The sequence below is a fragment of the Nocardia ninae NBRC 108245 genome (genome assembly GCF_007990755.1).
In the GTDB taxonomy this organism is placed as follows: domain Bacteria; phylum Actinomycetota; class Actinomycetes; order Mycobacteriales; family Mycobacteriaceae; genus Nocardia; species Nocardia ninae.
The window spans coordinates 1-20,852 of sequence record NZ_BJXA01000079.1 but is presented as its reverse complement, the minus strand read 5'-3'; the positions used below and the strand labels follow the sequence as shown (position 1 = coordinate 20,852).

The window sequence follows — 20,852 nt, the reverse complement described above, 5'->3', positions numbered from 1 at the left end:
ACAGAAAGAACACCCATCCATGTCACTTCACCGAATGACGGCACGCGTTCGTGCCGCCGCAGCTCTACTCATCCTCGCGCTGGTCGCGGTGCTGGCAGGCTGCGGAAACTCGACCTCCGACGAGTCGAGCAAGTCCGGCACCCGCCAGGTGGAAACCGCGAAGGGCGTCGTCACCGTGCCCGCCGATCCGCAGCGGATCGTAGTCGTGAACGGCGCGCTCGCCGGATACCTCTACGATCTCGGCGCGAAGGTGAAGGCGGCGGATCCGCGCGCCCTGGGCGTCACGCTGAAGCCCGGTGAGTTCCCCCCGGCCTGGGCCGCGGACGCCAAGCAACAGGGCACCGAGGCGGTGCCGTCCGGCGACGCCATGAACCTGGAGTTCATCGCCGCCCAGCAGCCGGACCTGATCATCGGTGGCGGCCCGGGCTACCCGGGCCAGCAGTCGATCAACGACTACGACAAGCTCACCACTATCGCCCCGACCGCGCTGGTGCCGTCCAACATCACCAACTGGCAGGACCAGTTGAAGTCGGTGGCCGACATCGTGAACCAGTCCGCGAAGGTGGACAGCCTGATCACCTCGTACAACGACAAGGTCGCGAAGGTGAAGGCCGGTATCAAGGTGCCGCAGGGCGCGACCGCGGTGATGCAGTCCCGCAAGGACAACAAGCCCACCCTGGTCGCCCCCAACACCCCGCTGGCCGCACTGCTGTCCTCGGTCGGCATCACCATGGACGACCAGGTCGAGGCGAAGGCAGGCAACCCGCCCCGGCCCGCGGCCGGCGACTGGGTGAGCTTCAGCCCCGAACTGCTGAGCACCGTCGTCGACGCACCGGTGCTGTTCGTGGTCACGCTCGACGGCGGCCGCAACATCGCCCAGCTGAAGGAAGACCCGATGCTGGCCCAACTGCCTGCGTTCCGGGCAGGCCAGGTCTACGAACTGCCGACCACCAGCCAGCGTCCGGATTACCGCAGCGCCATGGCCACCCTCGACCTGTTGGCGGAGCGCTTCAAGTGACACTCCTCGGCGGCCTGCTGATCGATACCTCGCCCCTGCGCGCCAGCCGGGAATTCCGCAACGCTTTCGCGGCCCGGTTGATCTCGGTGCTCGGTATCGGACTGCTCATGGTGGCCCTGCCCGTGCAGGTCTACCAGGCCACCGGATCGACCCTGCAGGTCGCCGGCGTCACCACGGTCACCGCGATCGCCCTGTTCGCCGGGAGTCTGGCGGGCGGGGTGATCGCGGACCGGTTCGACCGGCGCGACGTCATCCAATGGTCGCGCAGCGCGGCCGGTCTCGGGTTTCTCGTGCTCGGTGTGAACGCGCTGCTGCCGCATCCGTCGCTGGTCGTCGTCTACGCCGCGGGCGTGGTCGACGGCCTGGCCGGCGGGGTCAGCGGATCGGCGCTCATGGCGCTCGTCCCCATGCTGGTGGGACGGGACAAGGTGGCGGCCGCCGGTGCGCTGACCTCGCTCACCACCGACCTGGGCACCATGATCGCCCCAGCCATCGCCGGCTTGCTGATCGCGAAAACCGGTGTGGCGCTGCCGTTCTTCCTCTGTGCGGGCGCGACTGCGGCCACCGTCGGACTCATCCGGTCCATCGGGCCACAGCCGCCGCCCGTGCGAGAGATCGCGCATCCGCTGCGTGAGCTGGCCGTCGGCATCGCGTTCGCGGCCCGGCACAAGGTCATTCGTGCGGCCCTGCTGACCGGCACCATCGCCATGATGGTGAGCGGTCCGCTGGTATTGCTGCCCGCCTTGGCCGAGGACGAACTCGGTGTGGGGGAGACCGCTCTCGGCCTGCTCTATGCCGCACCCGGCGCCGGCGCGGTACTCGGCTCGCTCACCAGCGGGTGGATCGGCCGCAATCGCCGTCCGGGCCTCGCCCTGCTGATCTCGTTGGCGCTCATGCCGATCGGAGTCATCGTCGCCGGGCTCGCGCCGCACGCCGCGCTGGTATTCCTCGGCCTGGCCGGATTCGGCATGGCCCGTGCGTTGAACATGGTGCTGCGCTACGCGATTCTGCAGCGGGACGCTCCCGAGGAGCTGCGCGGCCGCATCTCGGGCCTGCTCATGGTGCAGTCCGTCACCGGTGCCGCCATCGGCTCCATGGTGGCCGGGGTCGTCGGCCAATTCTTCACGCCTGGAACCGCTCTCGTGGCCTACGGGCTATCCGTATTGGTACTGGTCGCGTTGGTGTCGCTGGCCGCCGCGCCGCTGTTGAGAAAGGAGAAGCCATGATGGATCGTGCCGCCTACGCCGAACGCATCGTCGAGGTGCTGTCGAGTGAGCACGGGGCCAAAGTCGGATACCCGATCGGATTGTGCGATGTGGAGGTGATCCGCACCGAAAAGGTCGGCGCCGGCCTGCTGCGCATCACCTTCGGCGGCGAGGATCTCGCCGGATTCCACAGCTACGTGCCGGATGAGCATGTGCGCCTGATCTTTCCGGACGAGCAGGGTGTGCTGCTGCTGCCCCGCAGAGACGGGCTCTCCCTGCAATGGGGCTCGCCACGACCGGTATCGCGCGAATACACGGTCCGCCGCTTCAGCGCCGAGGACCGCGAACTCGATATCGACTTCGCCATTCACCCCGGCGGTCTCGCCTCGGAGTGGGCGTTGCAGGTGCAGCCGGGCACCAGGATTCACATCGCGGGCCCGCCCGGCGGTGAAGTTGTGCCGAAGACCTACGACAAGTATCTGTTCGCCGGTGACATCACCGCCCTGCCCGCCATCGCTCGCTGGCTGGAATGGTTGCCGCGCACGGCATCCGGGTGGGCGGTCATCGAGGTGCGCGGATCCGAGGAGGAGATTCCCCTCGATGCGCCCGCCGCTGTCGACGTGCGCTGGGTGCATCGCGGCGACGCCGAACCCGGCACCGGCGACGCCTTCGAAAAGGCCGTCCGCAGTATCGAAGTGCCTGCCGGAGAACGGGTTTACGCGTGGCTGGCCGCTGAGTCGGGCGTGTTGAAGCCCCTGCGCCGCTGGGTGCGCAACGACCTCGGCATCGCTGCGAAGGACTACCTGATCGCCGGGTATTGGAAGCGCGGCATCGCCGATTACGACCGAGACGAATAAGGAAGGTGGTCTGCGCCCCTCGGGCAGCGATGCCTCAGCGGGCGGGCTGGTATGGGTTCTTCAGGAGGTAATCCACCACGGTGCGGCCGAGGGTGTAGCCGTTGTCCAGCGAGAGGCGAAAGCCCGCGGACTGCTGTTCGAGGTGATCGAGCACGGTTTGGCCGGGGTAGGGCTGGTCGAAGTTGCTGACGGTGCGCAGGGTCAGGTAACGGTCGAGGTAGCCGTGCCGGTCCAGGACGGCGGCCGTCGCGTTGTCCTCCATCTGCGTGGTGCAGTAGCTGCCCTGGCCGTTGGTGCGCACACCCATGATGTGCCGGGCGGTGTCGGAGAGTTCCTTGCCGGAGAACCAGTCGTCGCCGGTCATGGTGTCGCACTTGGTCACCGACGGCTTGCGGTCGGGCTGGCCGAACAGCGCGCGTTCGGCGGCGGCCTCGGGGCTGTCGGCCAGCGTGGCGTGCTCGGTCAGGCCGAAGGCGGTGTCGACCAGCTTGTCGTTCAGCCGGTAGGCGGCGGTGTTGTAGCTCTCCACGGGGCGGTAGCCGTGCGGCAGGCTCGGCGCCTCGGCGGGCACGAGGTGGTTGCCCAGGTCGAAGTCGACCACCCAGCGGGCCCAGGTCGCCGAGCCGAGGGTGACCTGGTCCGGCGGCGCACCCGCGGTACCGACGGTGAGGAAGTGGGCCTTCGTGAAGTCGAGTTTCGGGCTGTCCAGCAGGGCCATCATGGTGGCCGCGGCATTGGACTTGCCCTGCCCGGTCTCGGCGACGCACAGTCCGTCGGCGTTGCAGTGCACCGGTTTATACGCGGTCGGCACGTCGACGGTGATCGGCAACGACTCCCGTTGCAACCATGGTTCGGTCTCCGGATCGAACATCGTGATGACCAGCACGCCGACCTCGACCGGGTCCGCGGCGGATTTTCCCCCGTCGCCACAGCCCGCGGTCATGGCGACCGTGGTGAACACCGTCAACGCGACTATCCAGCGACGTAGGGGCACCCGGTGATCCTATGCCAAGGCCCCTTGCACGCCGCGCTGCGACCGTGACCTGCACGAACGCCGAGGCACTCGAACCGGGGCCGACCCGACGAGCCCGCCGGGGCACCCATGTAGGTTGGACGGCAGGTTCTCTTGCGACACAAGCGGAACCACCGGACCGGCTACCTGCGGCTCCGGTGCGCACCGCTTGCCAGGGCGATCAGCAGCACGCTCACAAGTCGAGAAGTCAGTGGAGCGCGGCCGGGTCCGCGCCGAGTGAAAGGCCCTTCAGCATGACGTCTTCGGCGGGATCGAACGCACGCGCCCACATCGGGGTCACCGGCCTCGCGGTGATGGGAAGCAATATCGCGCGCAACTTCGCCCGGCACGGACACACCGTCGCACTGCACAATCGCAGCATCGCCAAGACCGACGCGCTGCTCGCGGCGCACGGCGACGAGGGCGATTTCGTCCGCACCGAGACGATCGAGGAGTTCGTCGGCGCGCTGCAGCAGCCGCGCCGGGTGCTCATCATGGTCAAGGCCGGCGATCCGACCGACGCGGTGATCGAGGAACTCGCCGCCGCCATGGACGAGGGCGACATCATCATCGACGGCGGCAACGCCCTGTTCACCGACACCATCCGCCGGGAGAAGTCGCTGCGCGAGCGCGGCCTGCACTTCGTCGGCGCCGGCATCTCCGGCGGCGAGGAAGGCGCGCTGAACGGTCCGGCCATCATGCCGGGCGGGCCGAAGGAGTCCTACGAGGTGCTCGGCCCGCTGCTGGAGTCGATCGCCGCGCAGGTCGACGGCACCCCGTGCTGCACGCACATCGGGCCGGACGGCTCGGGTCACTTCGTGAAGATGGTGCACAACGGCATCGAGTACGCCGACATGCAGCTCATCGGCGAGGCCTACCACCTGTTGCGCGACGCGCTGGGCTTCGACGCCAAGCAGATCGCCGACGTGTTCACCGGCTGGAACCAGGGCGAGCTGGAGAGCTACCTCGTCGAGATCACCGCCGAGGTGCTCGAGCAGGTCGATGCGAAGACCGGCAAGCCGCTCGTGGACGTCATCCTCGACGCGGCCGAGCAGAAGGGCACCGGCCGCTGGACCGTCAAGGCCGCCCTGGATCTCGGCGTCCCGGTGACCGGTATCGCCGAAGCGGTGTTCGCCCGCGCCCTGTCCGGGGCGACCGGCCAGCGCCGCGCCGCCGTCGGGCTCGCTTCGGGCCGGCTCGCCGACAAGCCCACCGACGTCGAGCAGTTCACCAAGGACATCGAGCGCGCGCTGTACGCGTCCAAGGTGGTCGCCTACGCCCAGGGCTTCGATCAGATCGCCGCGGCGAGCACCGAATACGACTGGAACCTGCGCCCCGGCGACCTCGCCACCATCTGGCGCGGCGGCTGCATCATCCGCGCCCGCTTCCTGAACCGCATCAAGGATGCCTACGACACCAACGCGCAGTTGCCGAGCCTGATCCTGGACCCGTTCTTCCAGGCGGCCATCGAGAACGCGATCGACAGCTGGCGCCGCGTGGTCTCGGCCGCCGTCCAGCTCGGCATCCCGGTGCCCGCCTTCGCCTCGTCGCTCGCGTACTACGACGGCCTGCGCGCCGAGCGCCTCCCGGCCGCCCTCACCCAGGCCCAGCGTGATTACTTCGGCGCGCACACCTACGAGCGGATCGACCTGCCGGGCAAGTACCACACGCTGTGGAGCGGCGACCGCAGCGAGATCAAGGCCGACTGAAGCCTCACCCCGGAGTGGCCCGGCCGACTATCGGCCGGGCCGTTCGGTTACTGCGCCTGGAACTCGACGCTGCATTCGCCGTTGGTGTAGTTCTGGCCCTCGCCGTGGTTGAACACGCTGAGGGTCAACGCAAGTCGGCCGGGTTTCGTCTCGACCGCGGGGATGGACAGGACGTTCTCCGGGCCTTTCACCACGGCGGAGGTATCCGCCACGCCACTCTTGCCGGTGTCGATATTCGCCCAGACCACGGAGAATTTCTGTTCGTAGGCGTTATCCGTTCCCGCATTCGTCTGGAGCTTCAGATCGAGCGTGCCGTTACTGGAGATCGCGAATACATCGCTGGATGCCGGAGTGGTGAAGTCGCCCGCCGGGACCGGGTAGGACATGGTGCACAGTTTGTCCGACGACGCGGGCGGCGCGGCGAAGGCGGCGGGGGCACCGACCATCGTTGCCGTGATACCCGAGATAGCGGCGATTACCGATAAGCCCGAGAGTGTTCGTGATTTCATCAAACCGTCCCATCAAATATCGAGATGCACTGGTCGAACTTGGTTGCCGCTCCGGCCGATAGGATCCAGCGGCGGCGGGCGACCCCTTCGAGACTAGCGATCGTCAAGGTGGCGTGACAGTGCCCCAGCGTCGAAAGACGCACTAGCAGAGGGTTTCCCAGCCGCCAAGACGTCAATATGTTTGCACCACAGCCTTTCTGGCTATGACTAGCGGAAACGATGCGAGACGTTCGCTTCGGCACCACTCACCCGCGCCCCCTAGGGTTCGGATCAGGGGCGCCGCCGGGCGCAGCGGTCGGCGTATTGTGATATATGACACCCTGTTCGGAGAAATTGCTGGCAGCTTGCGGTTCTCGCCGTGGCGGCCCGGACAGACGTGTCGAGTTCGGCCGTATGTGGCGTGGCCGACGCGAACTTCGGGCCGGAGGGCGGCATTATGTCGGGCATGCGCGTACTTATTCAGCTTCGCCCTTCCGTCGATCTGATTACCGCAGTGGCCGATCGCGCGGTTCCGGTCGCCTCCGCCGACATTGCCGGGCATCTGCGCGGCATCGAGCTCGATGATTCCTTCGCGCCCGTTGCGATACCGAAAAGTGTTGCCGCCGTGACCGAATCCGATCAGTTGAGTTATGCACTGCAACCGGACAATGCGTCGGTGGTGGTGCGCGGGGTGATCGACGACGACGCCCTCGCGGAAAGTTTGTCGCAATTGTCTGCCTCGCGTGGCGTCACCGGAGTATTCGCCGATCCCGCCATTCAGACCAATCTCACCTGTGGTGACACGCCCGCCGTCGGCAACTGGCACGATGTCGAAACTCTGCTGCATCACGGCGATCTGACGGCCGCGGGCTTGGACGGTAAGTCGGTGGCGCTGGCCATCGTCGACACCGGCATCAATGCCGCACGGGTCAAGCAGGTGCGCGGCGGGCCGGTGACGATCGACAAGGCGCGCAGCTGGAACCCGCCGGGAGTCAGCGGAACTGCGGGCGAGTTCCCCGTCGACCACGGCACGATGTGCGCATTCGACGCGCTGATCGGCGCACCGAAGGCCGCGCTGATCGACATTCCGGTGCTGCGCAGCAGGCGACCGGGCGGCACGGTGATGGAGGGGCTGCTGTCGGACGCGCTGGCCGCCTACGCCCACCTGCGCACGGTGCTCACCGACCAGCCTGCCGCATCGCGCGCCCTGGTGATCAGCAACAGTTGGGGTTCGTTCTCCCCCAGCTGGGATTTTCCGGTCGGGCAGCCGGGTAACTACTCCGACAATCCATCCCACCCGTTCAACGTGATCGTCGGCTCGCTCGAAACCGCGGGCGCCGACATCCTTTTCGCCGCGGGCAACTGCGGGCGGGACTGCCCGGACGGCCGCTGCGCGTACAAGGACAAGCCGATCGGCGGGGCCAACTCGCATCCGAGTGTCCTGTCCATCGGCGGTGTCGACACCGCAGGCCAGCGGGTGGGCTACTCGTCCCAGGGGCCGGGCCGGTTGACCGCACGCAAGCCGGACGTCTGCGCCTATACCCACTTCCTCGGGTCGACGGCCTTCGGCGCGACCGACCCGGACACCGGCACCTCCGCGGCGTGCCCGGTCGCGGCGGGTCTGGTCGCGGCCATCCGCACCGAATGGTCGTCGACCGAGTTGCCGCCCGCCCAGCTGCGGGCCCTGGTGCAGCGGACCGCGGCCGCGCAGGCCGGGGGTTACAACTACGACTATGGCTACGGCGTCGTCGACGCGGCCGCGATCCTCGCGGAACTGAAACGAACCACGTCCCGCGCGTAACGTAGGGGCATGCCGTTGCTCACGATTCGGCTCCCCCGGGAGGCGACCCTGACCGCCGCGCTGCGCGAGCTGAAGCTCACCGTCGACGACGTCGATATCGCCTTCGGTCTGGTCCCGGTGGATCCCGAGGCCGGGCTGTACGCCCTGCGGGTGACCGATGCGGCGGCGGCTCGGGTGAATACCTATGGACCCGATATCCAAATTTTCGCCGACCCGCGCATCGAGCCGGGCAACGGATCGGGCGCCGAGCCCAGCGCGTGAGGGGCGCTGGGCGGTTCGCCGGCCACGAACCCGCACGCACGGTTCGTGGCCGACCAGCCCGTCACTTGAACATCGAAGACATCCAATCCTTGACTGCAGCTTGATATTCGGCGGTATTGCGGGCCAGATTCACCGAATGCCCGCTACCGGGCAGCACGTAGGTACGCAACTTCGCGGCGGGGCTGAAATACGGTGCCTCACCGGCGGCCAGAGCGGCGTTGTCGGCACATGTGTTCAGGCACAACCGATCCGCACTTCCGTTGACGACCAGCACCGGTACGTCGATGAAGTTCGTTGTCGGCGGCAGGGTGGAGGTCAGTCCGTCGGGATACTCCGTCAGTGAGAACACTTCTTTGGTCGCCTCGTCGGTCGCGAGCACCGCGGGATCGTAATTACCCTCGCCGTAGAAATCGAAGGCACGCGTGCCGGGCCGCGTGGTCAGGTAGCCCGGGTCGTAGCCCTGCCCGGCAAAGCGCGGATCCTGCGCCGCCGGATAGTAGGTGCCGACCACGCTGAGCGTCCCGGCCATGTTCAGACTGTGCGAAAACCCGGTCAGCAGCACACCGTCGACGTCGTGGTAGGTGCTGGCCTCGATGACCGCGACACCGGAGCTGAGCGAATGCCCGCCGGTGATGACCTTCCGGAACGGCTGCACACCGGGCAGCCCCTGCCGGACCGCGCCGACGAGCTGGTGCAAGGCCTGCACCGAACCGGTCGCGGTCAGCGACGCGCTCGGCGGCCGAGTGCTGTTTCCGTTGCCGAAACGATCGACCACCAGCGTCGCGTACCCGGCGGCATTCATCGCGCGCCGGAAGTTATAAGTCGCAGGGGCGTAAGGGAAATCCCAGTAAGTATGGTTGTAATTGGAGCCCGGCATCAACACCATGATGATGTCCGTCGGCGTGGCCGGCATACACAAGTCGGCGGCTAGATTTCCGGTGGGTGGCACCGGAAAGGAAATCGCGGTGCAGTTTTCGGATAACGCAGGGTGATCAGCACGGGCGATGCCCGGCGTGAGACACAGGATTGTTGATACGACAAATAACCAGATCGAAGCCCGCACGCGACGCTCTCCCCTCGGAGATACACGAGGGTAACCATTGTGGCACCCATTGTTGAGTCATCAACCCGGAGGCTAACCCGCGAACTGATCCATGCGCAATACCTATCACCGAAATCAGGGGGAGATCCCCCACTGTCGGCCACACCGACGGAGATACATTGCCCCACTTGGTAAACCGCGCCACCGAACCGTCTCCGCAGCGTGCGCCGACGACGTGTCCACCATGACTCGGCGAATGCTGGCCCCCGGCAGCAGGTTTCGCAGCGACCATGTGGTAATGCGGACCGCCTGCGCGGCCGTCCCAGCGTAGGTCGTAACGGAAGGGCAACGACTCGTATCGTGGAGCGCGCACAGCAAACCGTCGGTCTAGTATCCGCCCCATGGGTACGCGAGCGGTGCACTTCGTAGGAAGTTTTCCGGCTGAGAGCACTGATGAAGCGATGAGAGCAATGCTCGACAGCACAGGATCGCGACTACGGACACTGCCCACCGGCGAGACACGACGCTACGAGTTCTACATCCGCCCGATCATCGAAGATCTGGTCACGCAAGGCGCTTTGGAGTCGAAGAAACTCGGCCAGTGGAACACCAGCCGGAACCGCACTATTTATCGCGCCGCAGGCGGCAAGAAGCTCACCGGCGACATGATGGATCTCGGATATCGCCGCGAGGCCGAGGAAGCGGTACCGATATTCGCATCGCTGCGCGCGGCAAGGGATTTGCCCGGCCTCGCGCTACAGATCGGTATGCCGACCGATTTCACCATGGCGTTCATCGCGATGGGCGTTTCGGGTCTGCTGCAGAACAAAAAGGCCTTCACCGACGCGACGGTGCGCGACATCGTCGCGATCCGCGCACTGGCCGGTGACGACGTCGTCATCCAGCTCGAAGCCACCGCGGAGCTGGTGCTGATGGCCAAGACCCAGCCACTGCACCGACTGGTCGACGGTGCGCTCGGCCTGGGCAAAGGCATCGCCGAACTGGCGGCGGCGGCACCGCCGGGCACCCGCATCGGCGTACACCTGTGTCTCGGCAGCCTGAACAACAAGGCCAGGGCCACCCTGCGCACCGCCCGGCCGCTGGTCGATCTGGCCAACTCGGTCGTCCGGCATTGGCCCGCGGACCGGACCCTGGAGTACATCCACGGACCGTTCGCGGCGGGCGACAAACCACCGTCCGCCGAGCCGAAATTCTATGCGCCCCTAGGCAAGCTGACGCTGCGCGAGGGCACCGCCTTCTATGCCGGCCTGGTGCACGACCTGCCGACCGAGGCGCAGCAGCGGCAGACATTGCAGCTCATCGAGCAGGCACTCGGCCGGCCGGTCGACGGTGTGGCTACCGCCTGCGGTCTCGGCCGCCGACCACGGGCGGTGGCCGACGACCTGATGGCACGAGCCAATACACTAACGGCGAGTGAGTAATTCGCGAGCGCGCTACCCGGCCCGCATCGACGCCGGTCGAACCACGTCCAGACGCACCATCCAGTGATGATCGCTACGATTATGGTCGAGGATCGGGAGGAAACCTTGTCTGACATAGACCGAGCACCAGGACTCAACCCGAAGGTGCCGAGCTCGGCCCGGATCTATGACTACCTACTCGGCGGCAAGGACAACTACGACATCGACCGCGAGGTCGCGCAACGCATGCTCGCCATCGCCCCCGACACCAGAACACTGGCCCGGTACATCCGGCAGTTCTTGGTGAAGGCCGTCGAGCTGGCCGCCGAATCCGGTGTCCGCCAGTTCATCGACCTCGGCGCGGGCATTCCGACCTCCCCCAGCGTGCACGAGGTGGCCGGCAAGATCGATTCCTCGATTCGGGTGGCCTACGTCGACAACGACCCGGTCGTGCACGCGCATTGCGACGCGCTGCTGGGCCAGGCGCCCGGCGTGACGGCGTTGCAGGCCGACATCCGCAGACCGGCGACGATCATCGATCGGCTGCAGCTCGAAGCCGGGATCGACTTCGACCAACCGGTCGCCGTGTTGATCATCGGCGTGCTGCATTACGTGATGGACGACGAGAACCCGGCCGGGATCGTCGCCGCGTTCCGTGAGGTGATGGCGCCGGGCAGCTATCTCGCGATCACCCACGGCTCCAACGAGACCCATCCGGACTTCATCGGCCAGTCGCAGGAGGACACCAACGCCACGCCCTCCCAGGTCGTCTACCGATCTCGGGAGCAGACTGCGCGGTTCTTCGACGGGTTCGAGCTGATCGAACCGGGTGTGGCGCCGGTGCAGGAATGGCTCGACGACCGCCTGCCCGCCACCCGGCTGGTGATCTACGGCGGCATCGGCCGCAAAGACTGACCTCAGCTCCGACGGCGGCGGTGCGCGCTGGGCGGCTGGATCGGCGGGAGCCGGAAACCGATGCGCGCACCGGGACCGGGCTCGGCGAAAACGGTGCCGTGATGCGCGGCGACGATATCTCCGACGATGGCGAGGCCGAGCCCGGAACCCGGTGTGCCCTGGGTGTTCGCGGCGCGATAGAACCGATCGAAGATCGCGGTGGTGTCGTCGGCGGCGATGCCCGGTCCGTGGTCGCGCACCGTCAACTCGGTGTGCTGGATGTGCACCTCGACCGGGGTGTCCGGCGGGCTGAACTTGATCGCGTTGCTGAGCAGGTTGTCCACACACCGCGCCAGTGCCCGCGGCCGCGCCAGCACGGGGGCGGGATCGTCCGCGGTGACAGTGATGGCGCGCCCGCTGCGATGCCGGAAACGTTGCGCGCAGTCCTCGGCCAGCGTGGGCAGGTCCACCTCGGTGGCGTCTTCGGCGGTGTGCTGGTCGGTGGCGAGTTCGACCAGCTCGGCGACCAATGCGTCGAGCGCCGCGGACTCCTTGACCAAGGTATCGAGCACCTGGGTCTCGTCGTCGTGGTCGAGTCGGCCCCGAGCCCGTTGCAGCAATTCGGCGCTGCCGCGAATCGAGGTCAGCGGGGTCCGCAGCTCGTGGCTGGCGTCCTGGACCAGCCGCTGCTGCTGGGCCCGGGAGCGGCGTAGCGCGCCCAGCATGGCGTCGAAAGAGCCGGTGAGCCTGCCGATTTCGTCTCGGCCGGTGGGTGGCAGCGGCACCGACAGGTCCTGGGTGGAGCTGATCTGCTCGGTCGCGGCGAGCAGCCGCCGGACCGGCCGCAGGATGCGGCCGATGGCCAGCCAGCTCAGCAGCGCCGACAGCGCCACCGCGATGGCGGTGATACCGCCGGTGCGCCAAAGGAATTCGTTATCGATGCGCTCTGGTTCCTGGTACCGCTGCGCCACCATCACCGCGCCGCCGCCGGGGCGCGGCTTGGTGAGGATGCCGTAGGGCAGCCCGTCCAACTCGATGTTGTACTCGGCGGTGCCGCTGCCGGTTCTGGCGACCGCGCGGTCGGCCTCGGCGACCGGCAGCGACACGTGCCCCGGTATCAGCGGGTGTGCGGCGCCGTCGGCCGACAGCAGTTGCTCGATGGTGTCGGACCGCTCGGGCAACACGGCGGGCAACACCGCGAGCACGGCGTCGGCGCGGTCGTTGAGGCTGCGGTCGATCTGCTCGGCGACCAGCTCGGAGACCCCGCGGTAGGACGTTGCGAGAGTGACGACGATCGCGGCCACCACGGCCACGATGACGACGAGGGTGATCCTGGCGCGCAACATCAAGCGGGCCGCACGGCGTAGCCGACATTGCGGACGGTGTGGATCAACCGCGGTTCGCCGTTCTGCTCGGTCTTGCGCCGCAAATAGCCGATGTACACATCGAGCGAGCGGGACTCGGTGTCGAAGTCGAAACCCCAGATGTGCTCGTAGATCCGGCTGCGGGACAACACGATTCGCGCGTTGCGCAGCAGCAGCTCCAGCACGTCGAACTCGGTCTTGGTCAGCTCGATCGGCCGCTGCCCGCGAAAAACTTCGCGCGTCGCCGGATGCAACGTCAGATCGGCGACCGAAAGCACTGTGGCGTCCTCGTCCAGGGTGCTGCGGCGCAGCAGCGCCCGCAGCCTGGCCAGCAGTTCATCGGTCGCGAACGGTTTGGCCAGGTAGTCGTCCGCGCCCGCGTCCAGCCCGGCCACCCGATCACCGACCTGATGCCGCGCGGTGAGCACCAGGATCGGCAGCCGGTCACCGCGGCGGCGCAGCAGCCTGCACAGCGACAACCCGTCCAACCGCGGCATCACCACATCGACCACAGCCAGATCCGGCTGTATCTGCTCGAGCATCTCCAGCGCTTGCTGCCCGTCTGCGGCCAGATGGACGCGGTATCCCTCGAAGCGAAGCAACTGGTCCAGCGTGCTGCGCACATGCGGGTCGTCCTCGACGACGAGCACGGACGCGGCAGGCACTGGCGAGCTCGATCTGGTCACGCTGACATTGTTGCTGGTAAGTAGCGAATCCAACGGATCCAGCACCCCCCTTCGTGACCGCCATCACCCTCCGCCGAGTGACCAGAATTCCCGCACCGTTCGGTCGGGTGGATTCTTACGTGATTTTGTCGCGGGCCTCGCTGAGCGTTGACGTCTGCCACGCAGGATTCCTCTCGACTCCGCTGAATACGGGAGATGCTCCAACGAAGGGAATTTCGATGATGCGCAAGGGAATGCGGTCGCTCGCGGGCTTGCTGGCCGTGCTGGCCGCCGCGACGCTGGTCACCGGATGCGGCAGCGACAGCGCACCGCCGCCCGGTCCCGACTGGTGCCCGACGGTGCCCGGGCATCAGGTCCAGTGCGGCGTGGAGTCACGGCCGCTGGTCACCGATCGGCCCGAAATGGGCACTGTCGCAGTGAGTTACGCGTTGATCCGGCGTAGCAACCTGGACGTGCCCGCCGCAGGCACCGTCACGCCGAATCCGGGCGGCCCCGGAGTACCGCTGATCTCGCACGCCGCGCAGGCCACCCAACTGGCCGCGCAGCTGCTCGACGATCACGACCTGCTGCTCATCGACCCGCGCGGCACCGGTCTGTCCAGCCCGGTGGACTGCGGCGCCGACGAAGCCGGATACGAGCTCGGCACCCGCGAATACCAGCAGCAGACGGTGGCGACGTGCGGCGAACAGCTCGGCGCACGTGCGGCGGGATACACCTCGGCGGCGACGGCCGATGACTTCGACGCCGTGCGCGCCCGGCTCGGGATCCCGAAGCTGGTGCTGTACGGCATTTCCTACGGCACCTACCTGATGCCGGTCTATGCCGAACGCCATCCCGATCATGTGCAATCCATCGTGCTGTCCGGCGCCTACCCGCCCTACTTCGACCTGCTGTCGCGACCCAACGCGGAAGCGGTATCGCTTGCGCTACAACGCATCTGCGACCGAAGCCGAGCCTGTGACGGCGCGACCGCCGTCGCCGACCTGCGCACGGTGGCACAACGACTGGCCAGCGCTCCCCTGTCGATCACCGGCCCGAATCCCTTGCAGCTCAGCGAAAGCAAGCTCGCCACCCTCGCCTTCGAGGTAGCGACCACCGGCGTCGGTGCCGATCCGCAGCAACCGACCCTGCTCGGCATGCTGCCCGCCGCGCTGCACACGGCGGCGAGCGGCGACGACACCGCGCTGCGGCAGTGGGCCGAACGTGCCGCCGCCGAGCCGACCGCAGAGAGCATCGATCTCTACATCACCGTCGCCTGCAACGACTACCCCAACCTCTGGTCACGCGAGTCGGCCCTGCCCGAGCGCGAGCGGCAATACCGCGAGGGTCTCGCCGCGGCGGGCCCCGACGGCGTCGGCGCCTTCAGCGCCGCGGGCTTCAGCGCCGGACAACGTGACGGTGGCGACGCCTGCATCCGGTGGCCCGCGTTCACCCGCCCGCAACCGGTGCACGCACGCGAAGCGCTGCCGAATGTTCCGGTGCTGGTGCTGTCCGGCGACCTCGACGCCATCACCCCCGACGCGAACGGCCGGCGCGTAGCGGCCGGGTTCCCGCAGGCGACCTTCCTGTCGGTCCCCAACACCGGTCACGTGCCCGACCTGGAGCCCACCGGCTGCATCGCAGGCATCGTCAACCGCTTCGTCCGCACCGGCACCCCGGGCCCGACCTCCTGTGTGGACGCCATCCCGCCGATCGCCGTCACCCCCGTGCCGAAGTAATCGAGCACTCGAACAAACACCCAGCTCTGACACGGTGCGGCTGATCGCGAATCGATCAGCCGCACCGTCGGTCGTCTCACCAGTGGACGGAAGGAGCTGGGCTACAAGAACTTCCACCCATATCCACCCCCGTGTCCCCAGTCACTCCCCACCTCTTGCGTGATCACCGTCACTCCGTTACCTTGTGCAATGTCACACGTCACATGACATTCGGTCTGGTTTCCCGGGCCGGACATTCGCGCAGATGGAGGCTTCCCATGTCCGAACCGATCACCTCAGCCGGGACCAAGCCCTGGCACGGGATCCTGGTCGCGACGACCCTGCCGTTCGCTGAGGATTACTCGGTCGACTACGACGCCTACGCGCAGCACGTGCAGTGGCTGGCCGCCAACGGCTGCCACGGGGTGAGCCCGAACGGGTCGCTCGGCGAGTACCAGACCCTCGACGACGAGGAGCGGGCCAGGGTGGTGACCACGGCCGTCGCGGCCGCACCGGACGGCTTCACGGTGATGCCGGGCATCGCCGCCTACGGGGCGCTGCAAGCCCGCAAGTGGGCCGAGCAGGCCGCCGAAGCCGGGGCACACGCCGTGATGTTGTTGCCGCCCAACACCTATCGCGGCGGGCGCGACTCGGTGCTGGATCACTACCGCACAGTGGCCGCGGTCGGCCTGCCGATCGTGGCGTACAACAACCCGTTCGACACGCGCATCGACCTGACCCCCGACATCCTGGCCGAACTGCACGGCGAGGGCCTGATCGTCGCGGTCAAGGAGTTCACCGGCGACGTGCGGCGCTTCTACGAGATCAAGGAACTCGCACCCGAACTCGATGTGCTCGTCGGCTCGGACGACGTACTGCTCGAGCTCGGCATCGCCGGCGCGGTCGGCTGGGTCGCGGGCTACCCGAACGCCATCCCCCGGGCCACGGTCGAGCTGTACAACGCCTCGGTCAGCCGGGATCTGGACAAGGCGCTTCCGCTGTACCGCGAGCTGCACAAGCTGCTGCGCTGGGACTCGAAGCCGCAGTTCGTGCACGCGATCAAGCTGTCGATGGACCTGGCCGGACGGCAAGGCGGCAAGTGCCGCCCGCCGCGGGTTCCGCTGGCGCCCGAGCTGATCGCCAAGCTCACCGAGGACACCCGTGACGTGCTCGCCAAGGGCTACCGGTAAGCAGTCGGTAGATCATCGGGTGCAGACGAAAGACGAGGAGCTAGCGATGACCGAAAGCGCGGTCGAATCCGTTCGCGACACCACCGCCGACGAGGTCGATGCCCTTGCCACCGCGGCGGCAGCGGCGGCGGGACCCTGGGCGGCCATGACGCTGACCGACCGGGCCGGGGTGTTGCGCGGCGTCGCCGACCGGCTCGACGCGCAGGCCGCCGAGCTGATCCCCTTGGCGATGCGGGAGACGCACCTGTCCGAACCTAGGCTGGCCGGTGAGCTGCGGCGCACCAGTTTCCAGCTGCGCCTGTTCGCGCAGCTGGTGCTCGACGGCGACTTCCTCGACGTGCGCATCGACACCGCGGACGCCGAATGGCCGATGGGTGCGCCGCGACCGGACCTGCGGCGGATGAATATCGCACTGGGCCCGGTGGTCAACTTCGCGGCGAGCAACTTCCCGTTCGCCTTCTCCGTCGCGGGCGGCGATACCGCGTCGGCGCTCGCGGCGGGGTGCCCGGTGATCGTCAAAGCCAGTCCAGGGCATCCCGCATTGTCCCGCACGGTGGGCCGCCTGGTCGATGCAACGCTTGCCGAATATGGCGCTCCGAGTGGCACATTCGGACTCGTCTTCGGTCGGGACGCCGGAGTGCAGGCGCTGACCCATCCGGCGATCGCCGCCGCGGCGTTCACCGGCTCCACCGCGGGCGGACGGGCGCTGTACGACCTGGCTTCCCGCCGTCCGGTGCCGATCCCGTTCTACGGAGAACTCGGTTCCATCAACCCGGTCTTCGTCACCGAGGCGGCCGCGCGGACGCGGGCGACGGAGATCGCGGCGGGACTGCTCACCGCGGTGAGCGCCAGCGCCGGTCAGCTCTGCACCAAGCCCGGACTGGTCGCCATCCCCGAGGAGGCACCGGTTTTCAGCGAGCTGGCCGCGCTGATCCGGAGCAACCCGGTACCGACCGGAGACATGCTCAACGAGGACATCGCCGCGGGTTTCACGCGCGCCGTCGCGCAGGTACGCGCGCACCCGAACGTGGAACTGCTCGCCGGCGGCGGGCCGGGCGAGGCACTGCTGCTCGCCACCACCGCACGCACGGTGCTCGCCGATCGCGATGCGCTGATGCACGAGATGTTCGGCCCGGCAACACTTCTCGTCAGCTACCGGAACACCGCCGAACTGCTCGAACTGGCTCGCTCGATGGACGGCCAGCTGACCGTCTCCATCTTCGGCGACCAGGTCGACGACACCACCCGCGCGCTCACCGCCGCCGCCGTCGGGGCGGCCGGGCGGGTGCTGTGGAACAGCTGGCCCACCGGACTCTCGGTGACCTACGCGCAGCAGCACGGCGGGCCCTACCCGGCGACGACGGCACCCACGGCGACCTCGGTGGGTACCGCGGCGATCTCCCGTTTCCTCCGGCCGGTGACCTACCAGTCGGTGCCCGAGGATCTGCTGCCACTCGAATTGCGCACGGACAACCCGCTTTCCGTGCCGCGCTCGGTGAACGGAGCACGCGCACAATGACGGCAGCCCCGCCCCGCGCCACTCCCCCACGGGGAACAGACGTCCTGATCATCGGCGGCGGCATGATCGGGTGCGCACTCGCGGACCAGCTCACCCTCGCCGGTGCCTCGGTCCGCGTCTGCGAGCGGGGCGGGGTCGCCTCGGGCACCACCGCGCACGGCGAAGGCAATGTGCTCGTCTCGGACAAGGGACCGGGTCCCGAACTGGCGCTCGCCCAACTGTCCCGGCGACTGTGGCCCACCGTGCTCGCGCGGATCGCCGAGCGGCTACCGCGCGACGCGGCGGCCGTCGAATGGGAACCCAAGGGCGGCATCGTCGTTGCCACCACCGACGCGGGTGCCACGGCGCTGACCGTGTTCGCCCGAAGCCAGCGCAGTGCTGGGGTGCAGTGCGAGCACCTGGACGCGGCTCAGCTGGCCGCGGCCGAGCCCGCACTCACCCGCGACGTGTGCGCGGCCGTGTACTACCCCGAGGACGCGCAGGTACAACCGGCGGGTGCCGCGACCGCACTGCTCGGCGCGGCGATCGCGGGAGGCGCGATCGTCGAGACCCGTTGCGAGGTCACCGCCGCGCTTTGCCGCGACGGCCGACTGATCGGCGTAGCGACCACCCGTGGTCCACGCCACGCGGACATCGTGATCAACGCGGCAGGCCCGTGGTCCGGCGTGGTGTCCGAGCTGCTCGGCGCGCCGATCGCGATCAAGCCGCGCCGAGGCGACGTGCTCATCACCGCGCCCATGCCGCCGACGGTGTTCCACAAGGTCTACGACGCGGATTATGTAGGCGCCGTGGGCAGTTCGGACGCGGCCCTGCAATCGTCGGCCGTTGTCGAGTCGACCAGGGGTGGCCCGCTGCTGCTCGGCTCGTCGCGCCGCCAGTGCGGTTTCGACGACCGGCTGCGCCCCGACAGCCTGGCCGCCATCGCGCGAAAGGCGTTGCGGCTGTATCCGATCCTGGCCGACGTCGCGATCATGCGGGCGTACGGCGGTTTCCGTCCCTACGTGGACGACCACCTCCCGGTCATCGGCCCTGATCCGCGACTTCCCGGCCTGTGGCACGCGACCGGGCACGAGGGCGCGGGCATCGGCCTGTCGGTCGGTACCGCCCAACTCATTTCCGCCGCGCTGGCGGGCCATCCCGGCGAGATCGACCTCGCGGCCTTCGCCGTCGACCGGCCCGCCGTCATCACCACACCGGAGCAGGTATCCCGATGAGCCCACATCTGATTCGACCGGAGGCCGATCCCGTCGGCCGCGCCGATCGACCGCTGACGGTCACCGTCGACGGCACCCCGGTGCCGGGCGTGCACGGTCAGACCCTCGCCACGGTGCTGCTGGCCGACGGCCGCACGCACTGGCGCACCGCGCCCACCGGCGGCCCACGCGGTGTGTTCTGCGGAATCGGTGTGTGTTTCGACTGCGTCGCCACCGTCAACGATGTTCCCGATGTTCGGCTGTGCCGGCGGCCCGCCCGGGACGGCGACGTCGTCACCACCCAGTCCCGACTGACAGGAAACGCTCAGTGACCAGACATGTGGTGGTGATCGGCGGTGGTCCGGCAGGCACCGCGGCCGCCGAATCCGCGCTGCGGCACGGCGCGACGGTAACCCTGATCGACTCGAACGAGGCCTTGGGTGGCCAGTACAACCGGCGCATCCCGGCCGCATACGGTATCCGGCAACCGCTCGACATCGGGCACGGATACGCGGCGGCCGCACGCCGCGCACGCCTGCTGATCGAGCATCCGCGCTGCGAGTACCTTCCTACGGCCGCCGTCTATCAGATCGAGCGCCACCCCGAAGGCGGTTGTCCCGCAGTACGATTGCTGATCGGCGCCGAGGGCGACCGGCGGGTGCACCGGGTAGTCCGCGGCGACGCGCTGGTGCTCGCCACCGGCGCCTACGACCGGGCGTGCCCGTTCCCCGGCTGGGACCTGCCCGGTGTCTACACCGCCGGTGCCGCACAGACGCTCGCGAAGACACAGCGCCTCCTGGTCGGCCGGTCCGTATTGGTGTCCGGCACCGGCCCGTTCCTGCTTCCGGTCGCACAGTCGCTGGCCGAGAACGGGGCTGAGGTGCGGGCAGTGTTGGAAGCCAACCCGGCCCGCACGATCCTGCGACACTGGGCCACCCGTCCTTGGCAGCTGCGGCACAGTGCGGGCAAGACCCTGGAACTGTTCGAGTACGTGGCATGCGGTGTGCGGCATCGGATTCCGTTGCGCACCGCGCAGGCGGTCGTCGCGGTGGCGGGCGACGGCCGAGCGGAAGAGGCCACCGTGGCCCGGCTCGACGCGAATTGGACGCCGATCCCGGGTAGCCACCGCACCATTGCGGTGGACGCGGTCGCGGTCTCGCACGGATTCACCCCGCAGCACGAGCTCGCGGTCGCGGCAGGGGCGCGACTGACCGAGAACGGCTTCGTATACGTCGACGACAAGCAACAGACCAGCGCTGAATGCGTCTGGGCCGCAGGGGAAATCACCGGCATCGGCGGCTCCCAGGTCGCCGCTGTCGAGGGGACCGTCGCGGGCCTGGCCGCAGCGGGCGGCACCGCGGACCGTGCGCTGCTGGCGCGGCACCGCACGGCCGGGCAATTCGTGACCCGCCTCGCGGCCGCGCACCCGATCCGGCCCGGTGTGCTCACCTGGACCCGGCCCGACACCGTCATCTGCCGGTGCGAGGGCACCACC

General features: G+C 68.2%; 19 protein-coding genes. 14 read left to right on the top strand and 5 right to left on the bottom strand.

The window, feature by feature from the left end; all coding sequences use genetic code 11:
* The first annotated feature begins 34 nt into the window (after nucleotides 1-34).
* From NN4_RS36590 to NN4_RS36580, 3 genes are read left to right on the top strand one after another with little or no spacing between them, the layout of a single operon-like run.
* The gene (locus tag NN4_RS36590; RefSeq protein WP_246181281.1) at nucleotides 35-1,018 is read left to right on the top strand and encodes an ABC transporter substrate-binding protein; all 984 of its coding nucleotides are present in this window, start codon (nucleotides 35-37) and stop codon (nucleotides 1,016-1,018) included.
* Complete coding sequence (gene entS, locus NN4_RS36585) at nucleotides 1,015-2,244, top strand: enterobactin transporter EntS (protein WP_147140764.1); 1,230 nt, start codon at nucleotides 1,015-1,017, stop codon at nucleotides 2,242-2,244. The genes NN4_RS36590 and entS overlap by 4 nt, the downstream gene beginning before the upstream one ends.
* Nucleotides 2,241-3,080 (top strand): siderophore-interacting protein, encoded by an 840-nt coding sequence (locus NN4_RS36580; protein ID WP_308633347.1) that lies wholly within the window; start codon nucleotides 2,241-2,243, stop codon nucleotides 3,078-3,080. The genes entS and NN4_RS36580 overlap by 4 nt, the downstream gene beginning before the upstream one ends.
* 34 nt (nucleotides 3,081-3,114) lie before the next feature.
* Here the strand turns inward: NN4_RS36580 and NN4_RS36575 are convergent, their stop codons facing one another.
* Nucleotides 3,115-4,074, bottom strand: a complete 960-nt coding sequence (locus NN4_RS36575) for a purine-nucleoside phosphorylase (protein WP_147140762.1) — start codon at nucleotides 4,072-4,074, stop codon at nucleotides 3,115-3,117.
* 272 nt (nucleotides 4,075-4,346) lie between these two features.
* Between NN4_RS36575 and gnd the strand changes: the two genes are divergently transcribed.
* Nucleotides 4,347-5,801, top strand: a complete 1,455-nt coding sequence (gene gnd / locus NN4_RS36570; RefSeq protein ID WP_147140761.1) for an NADP-dependent phosphogluconate dehydrogenase — start codon at nucleotides 4,347-4,349, stop codon at nucleotides 5,799-5,801.
* Between the two features lie 47 nt (nucleotides 5,802-5,848).
* On the opposite strand, the gene NN4_RS36565 is transcribed toward gnd, so the two are convergent.
* Nucleotides 5,849-6,310 carry a hypothetical protein gene (locus tag NN4_RS36565; RefSeq protein WP_147140758.1) on the bottom strand — a complete coding sequence of 154 codons (462 nt, stop codon included), beginning with the start codon at nucleotides 6,308-6,310 and terminating at the stop codon, nucleotides 5,849-5,851.
* Nucleotides 6,311-6,668: 358 nt separating this feature from the next.
* On the opposite strand from NN4_RS36565, the gene NN4_RS36560 reads away from it, so the two are divergent.
* Complete coding sequence (locus tag NN4_RS36560) at nucleotides 6,669-8,090, top strand: S8 family serine peptidase (protein ID WP_246181280.1); 1,422 nt, start codon at nucleotides 6,669-6,671, stop codon at nucleotides 8,088-8,090.
* Between the two features lie 9 nt (nucleotides 8,091-8,099).
* Entirely contained in the window at nucleotides 8,100-8,351 is a 252-nt protein-coding gene (locus tag NN4_RS36555) for a hypothetical protein (protein ID WP_147140756.1), read from the top strand.
* Between the two features lie 61 nt (nucleotides 8,352-8,412).
* Here NN4_RS36555 and NN4_RS36550 read toward each other — a convergent pair whose 3' ends face one another.
* Nucleotides 8,413-9,228 (bottom strand): alpha/beta hydrolase, encoded by an 816-nt coding sequence (locus NN4_RS36550; RefSeq protein WP_246181279.1) that lies wholly within the window; start codon nucleotides 9,226-9,228, stop codon nucleotides 8,413-8,415.
* Nucleotides 9,229-9,863: 635 nt separating this feature from the next.
* Between NN4_RS36550 and NN4_RS36545 the strand changes: the two genes are divergently transcribed.
* Together NN4_RS36545 and NN4_RS36540 are read left to right on the top strand one after the other, a co-directional pair.
* Nucleotides 9,864-10,835, top strand: a complete 972-nt coding sequence (locus NN4_RS36545; RefSeq protein ID WP_246181278.1) for a hypothetical protein — start codon at nucleotides 9,864-9,866, stop codon at nucleotides 10,833-10,835.
* Nucleotides 10,836-10,901: 66 nt separating this feature from the next.
* The gene (locus NN4_RS36540) at nucleotides 10,902-11,729 is read left to right on the top strand and encodes an SAM-dependent methyltransferase (RefSeq protein WP_246181277.1); all 828 of its coding nucleotides are present in this window, start codon (nucleotides 10,902-10,904) and stop codon (nucleotides 11,727-11,729) included.
* A gap of 2 nt (nucleotides 11,730-11,731) precedes the next feature.
* Here the strand turns inward: NN4_RS36540 and NN4_RS36535 are convergent, their stop codons facing one another.
* Together NN4_RS36535 and NN4_RS36530 are read right to left on the bottom strand one after the other, a co-directional pair.
* Nucleotides 11,732-13,054, bottom strand: a complete 1,323-nt coding sequence (locus NN4_RS36535) for a HAMP domain-containing sensor histidine kinase (protein WP_147140749.1) — start codon at nucleotides 13,052-13,054, stop codon at nucleotides 11,732-11,734.
* The gene (locus tag NN4_RS36530; protein ID WP_147140791.1) at nucleotides 13,054-13,737 is read right to left on the bottom strand and encodes a response regulator transcription factor; all 684 of its coding nucleotides are present in this window, start codon (nucleotides 13,735-13,737) and stop codon (nucleotides 13,054-13,056) included. Before NN4_RS36530 ends, NN4_RS36535 begins: the two co-directional genes overlap by 1 nt.
* A 239-nt stretch (nucleotides 13,738-13,976) precedes the next feature.
* Between NN4_RS36530 and NN4_RS36525 the strand changes: the two genes are divergently transcribed.
* The 6 genes from NN4_RS36525 to NN4_RS45425 all read left to right on the top strand — a co-directional run.
* A complete protein-coding gene (locus NN4_RS36525) occupies nucleotides 13,977-15,476 on the top strand; it encodes an alpha/beta fold hydrolase (protein WP_246181276.1) in 1,500 nt (499 codons plus the stop codon).
* 257 nt (nucleotides 15,477-15,733) lie between these two features.
* Nucleotides 15,734-16,645: a dihydrodipicolinate synthase family protein gene (locus tag NN4_RS36520; RefSeq protein ID WP_147140747.1), complete on the top strand. Its 912-nt coding sequence runs from the start codon at nucleotides 15,734-15,736 to the stop codon at nucleotides 16,643-16,645.
* 46 nt (nucleotides 16,646-16,691) lie between these two features.
* The gene (locus NN4_RS36515; protein WP_147140745.1) at nucleotides 16,692-18,164 is read left to right on the top strand and encodes an aldehyde dehydrogenase (NADP(+)); all 1,473 of its coding nucleotides are present in this window, start codon (nucleotides 16,692-16,694) and stop codon (nucleotides 18,162-18,164) included.
* Nucleotides 18,161-19,378 (top strand): NAD(P)/FAD-dependent oxidoreductase, encoded by a 1,218-nt coding sequence (locus NN4_RS45435; protein ID WP_186818806.1) that lies wholly within the window; start codon nucleotides 18,161-18,163, stop codon nucleotides 19,376-19,378. The genes NN4_RS36515 and NN4_RS45435 overlap by 4 nt, the downstream gene beginning before the upstream one ends.
* Complete coding sequence (locus NN4_RS45430; protein ID WP_186818805.1) at nucleotides 19,375-19,689, top strand: (2Fe-2S)-binding protein; 315 nt, start codon at nucleotides 19,375-19,377, stop codon at nucleotides 19,687-19,689. Before NN4_RS45435 ends, NN4_RS45430 begins: the two co-directional genes overlap by 4 nt.
* On the top strand, nucleotides 19,686-20,852 hold a 1,167-nt coding region (locus NN4_RS45425; protein WP_186818804.1), incomplete at its 3' end, for an NAD(P)/FAD-dependent oxidoreductase. The genes NN4_RS45430 and NN4_RS45425, both read left to right, overlap by 4 nt.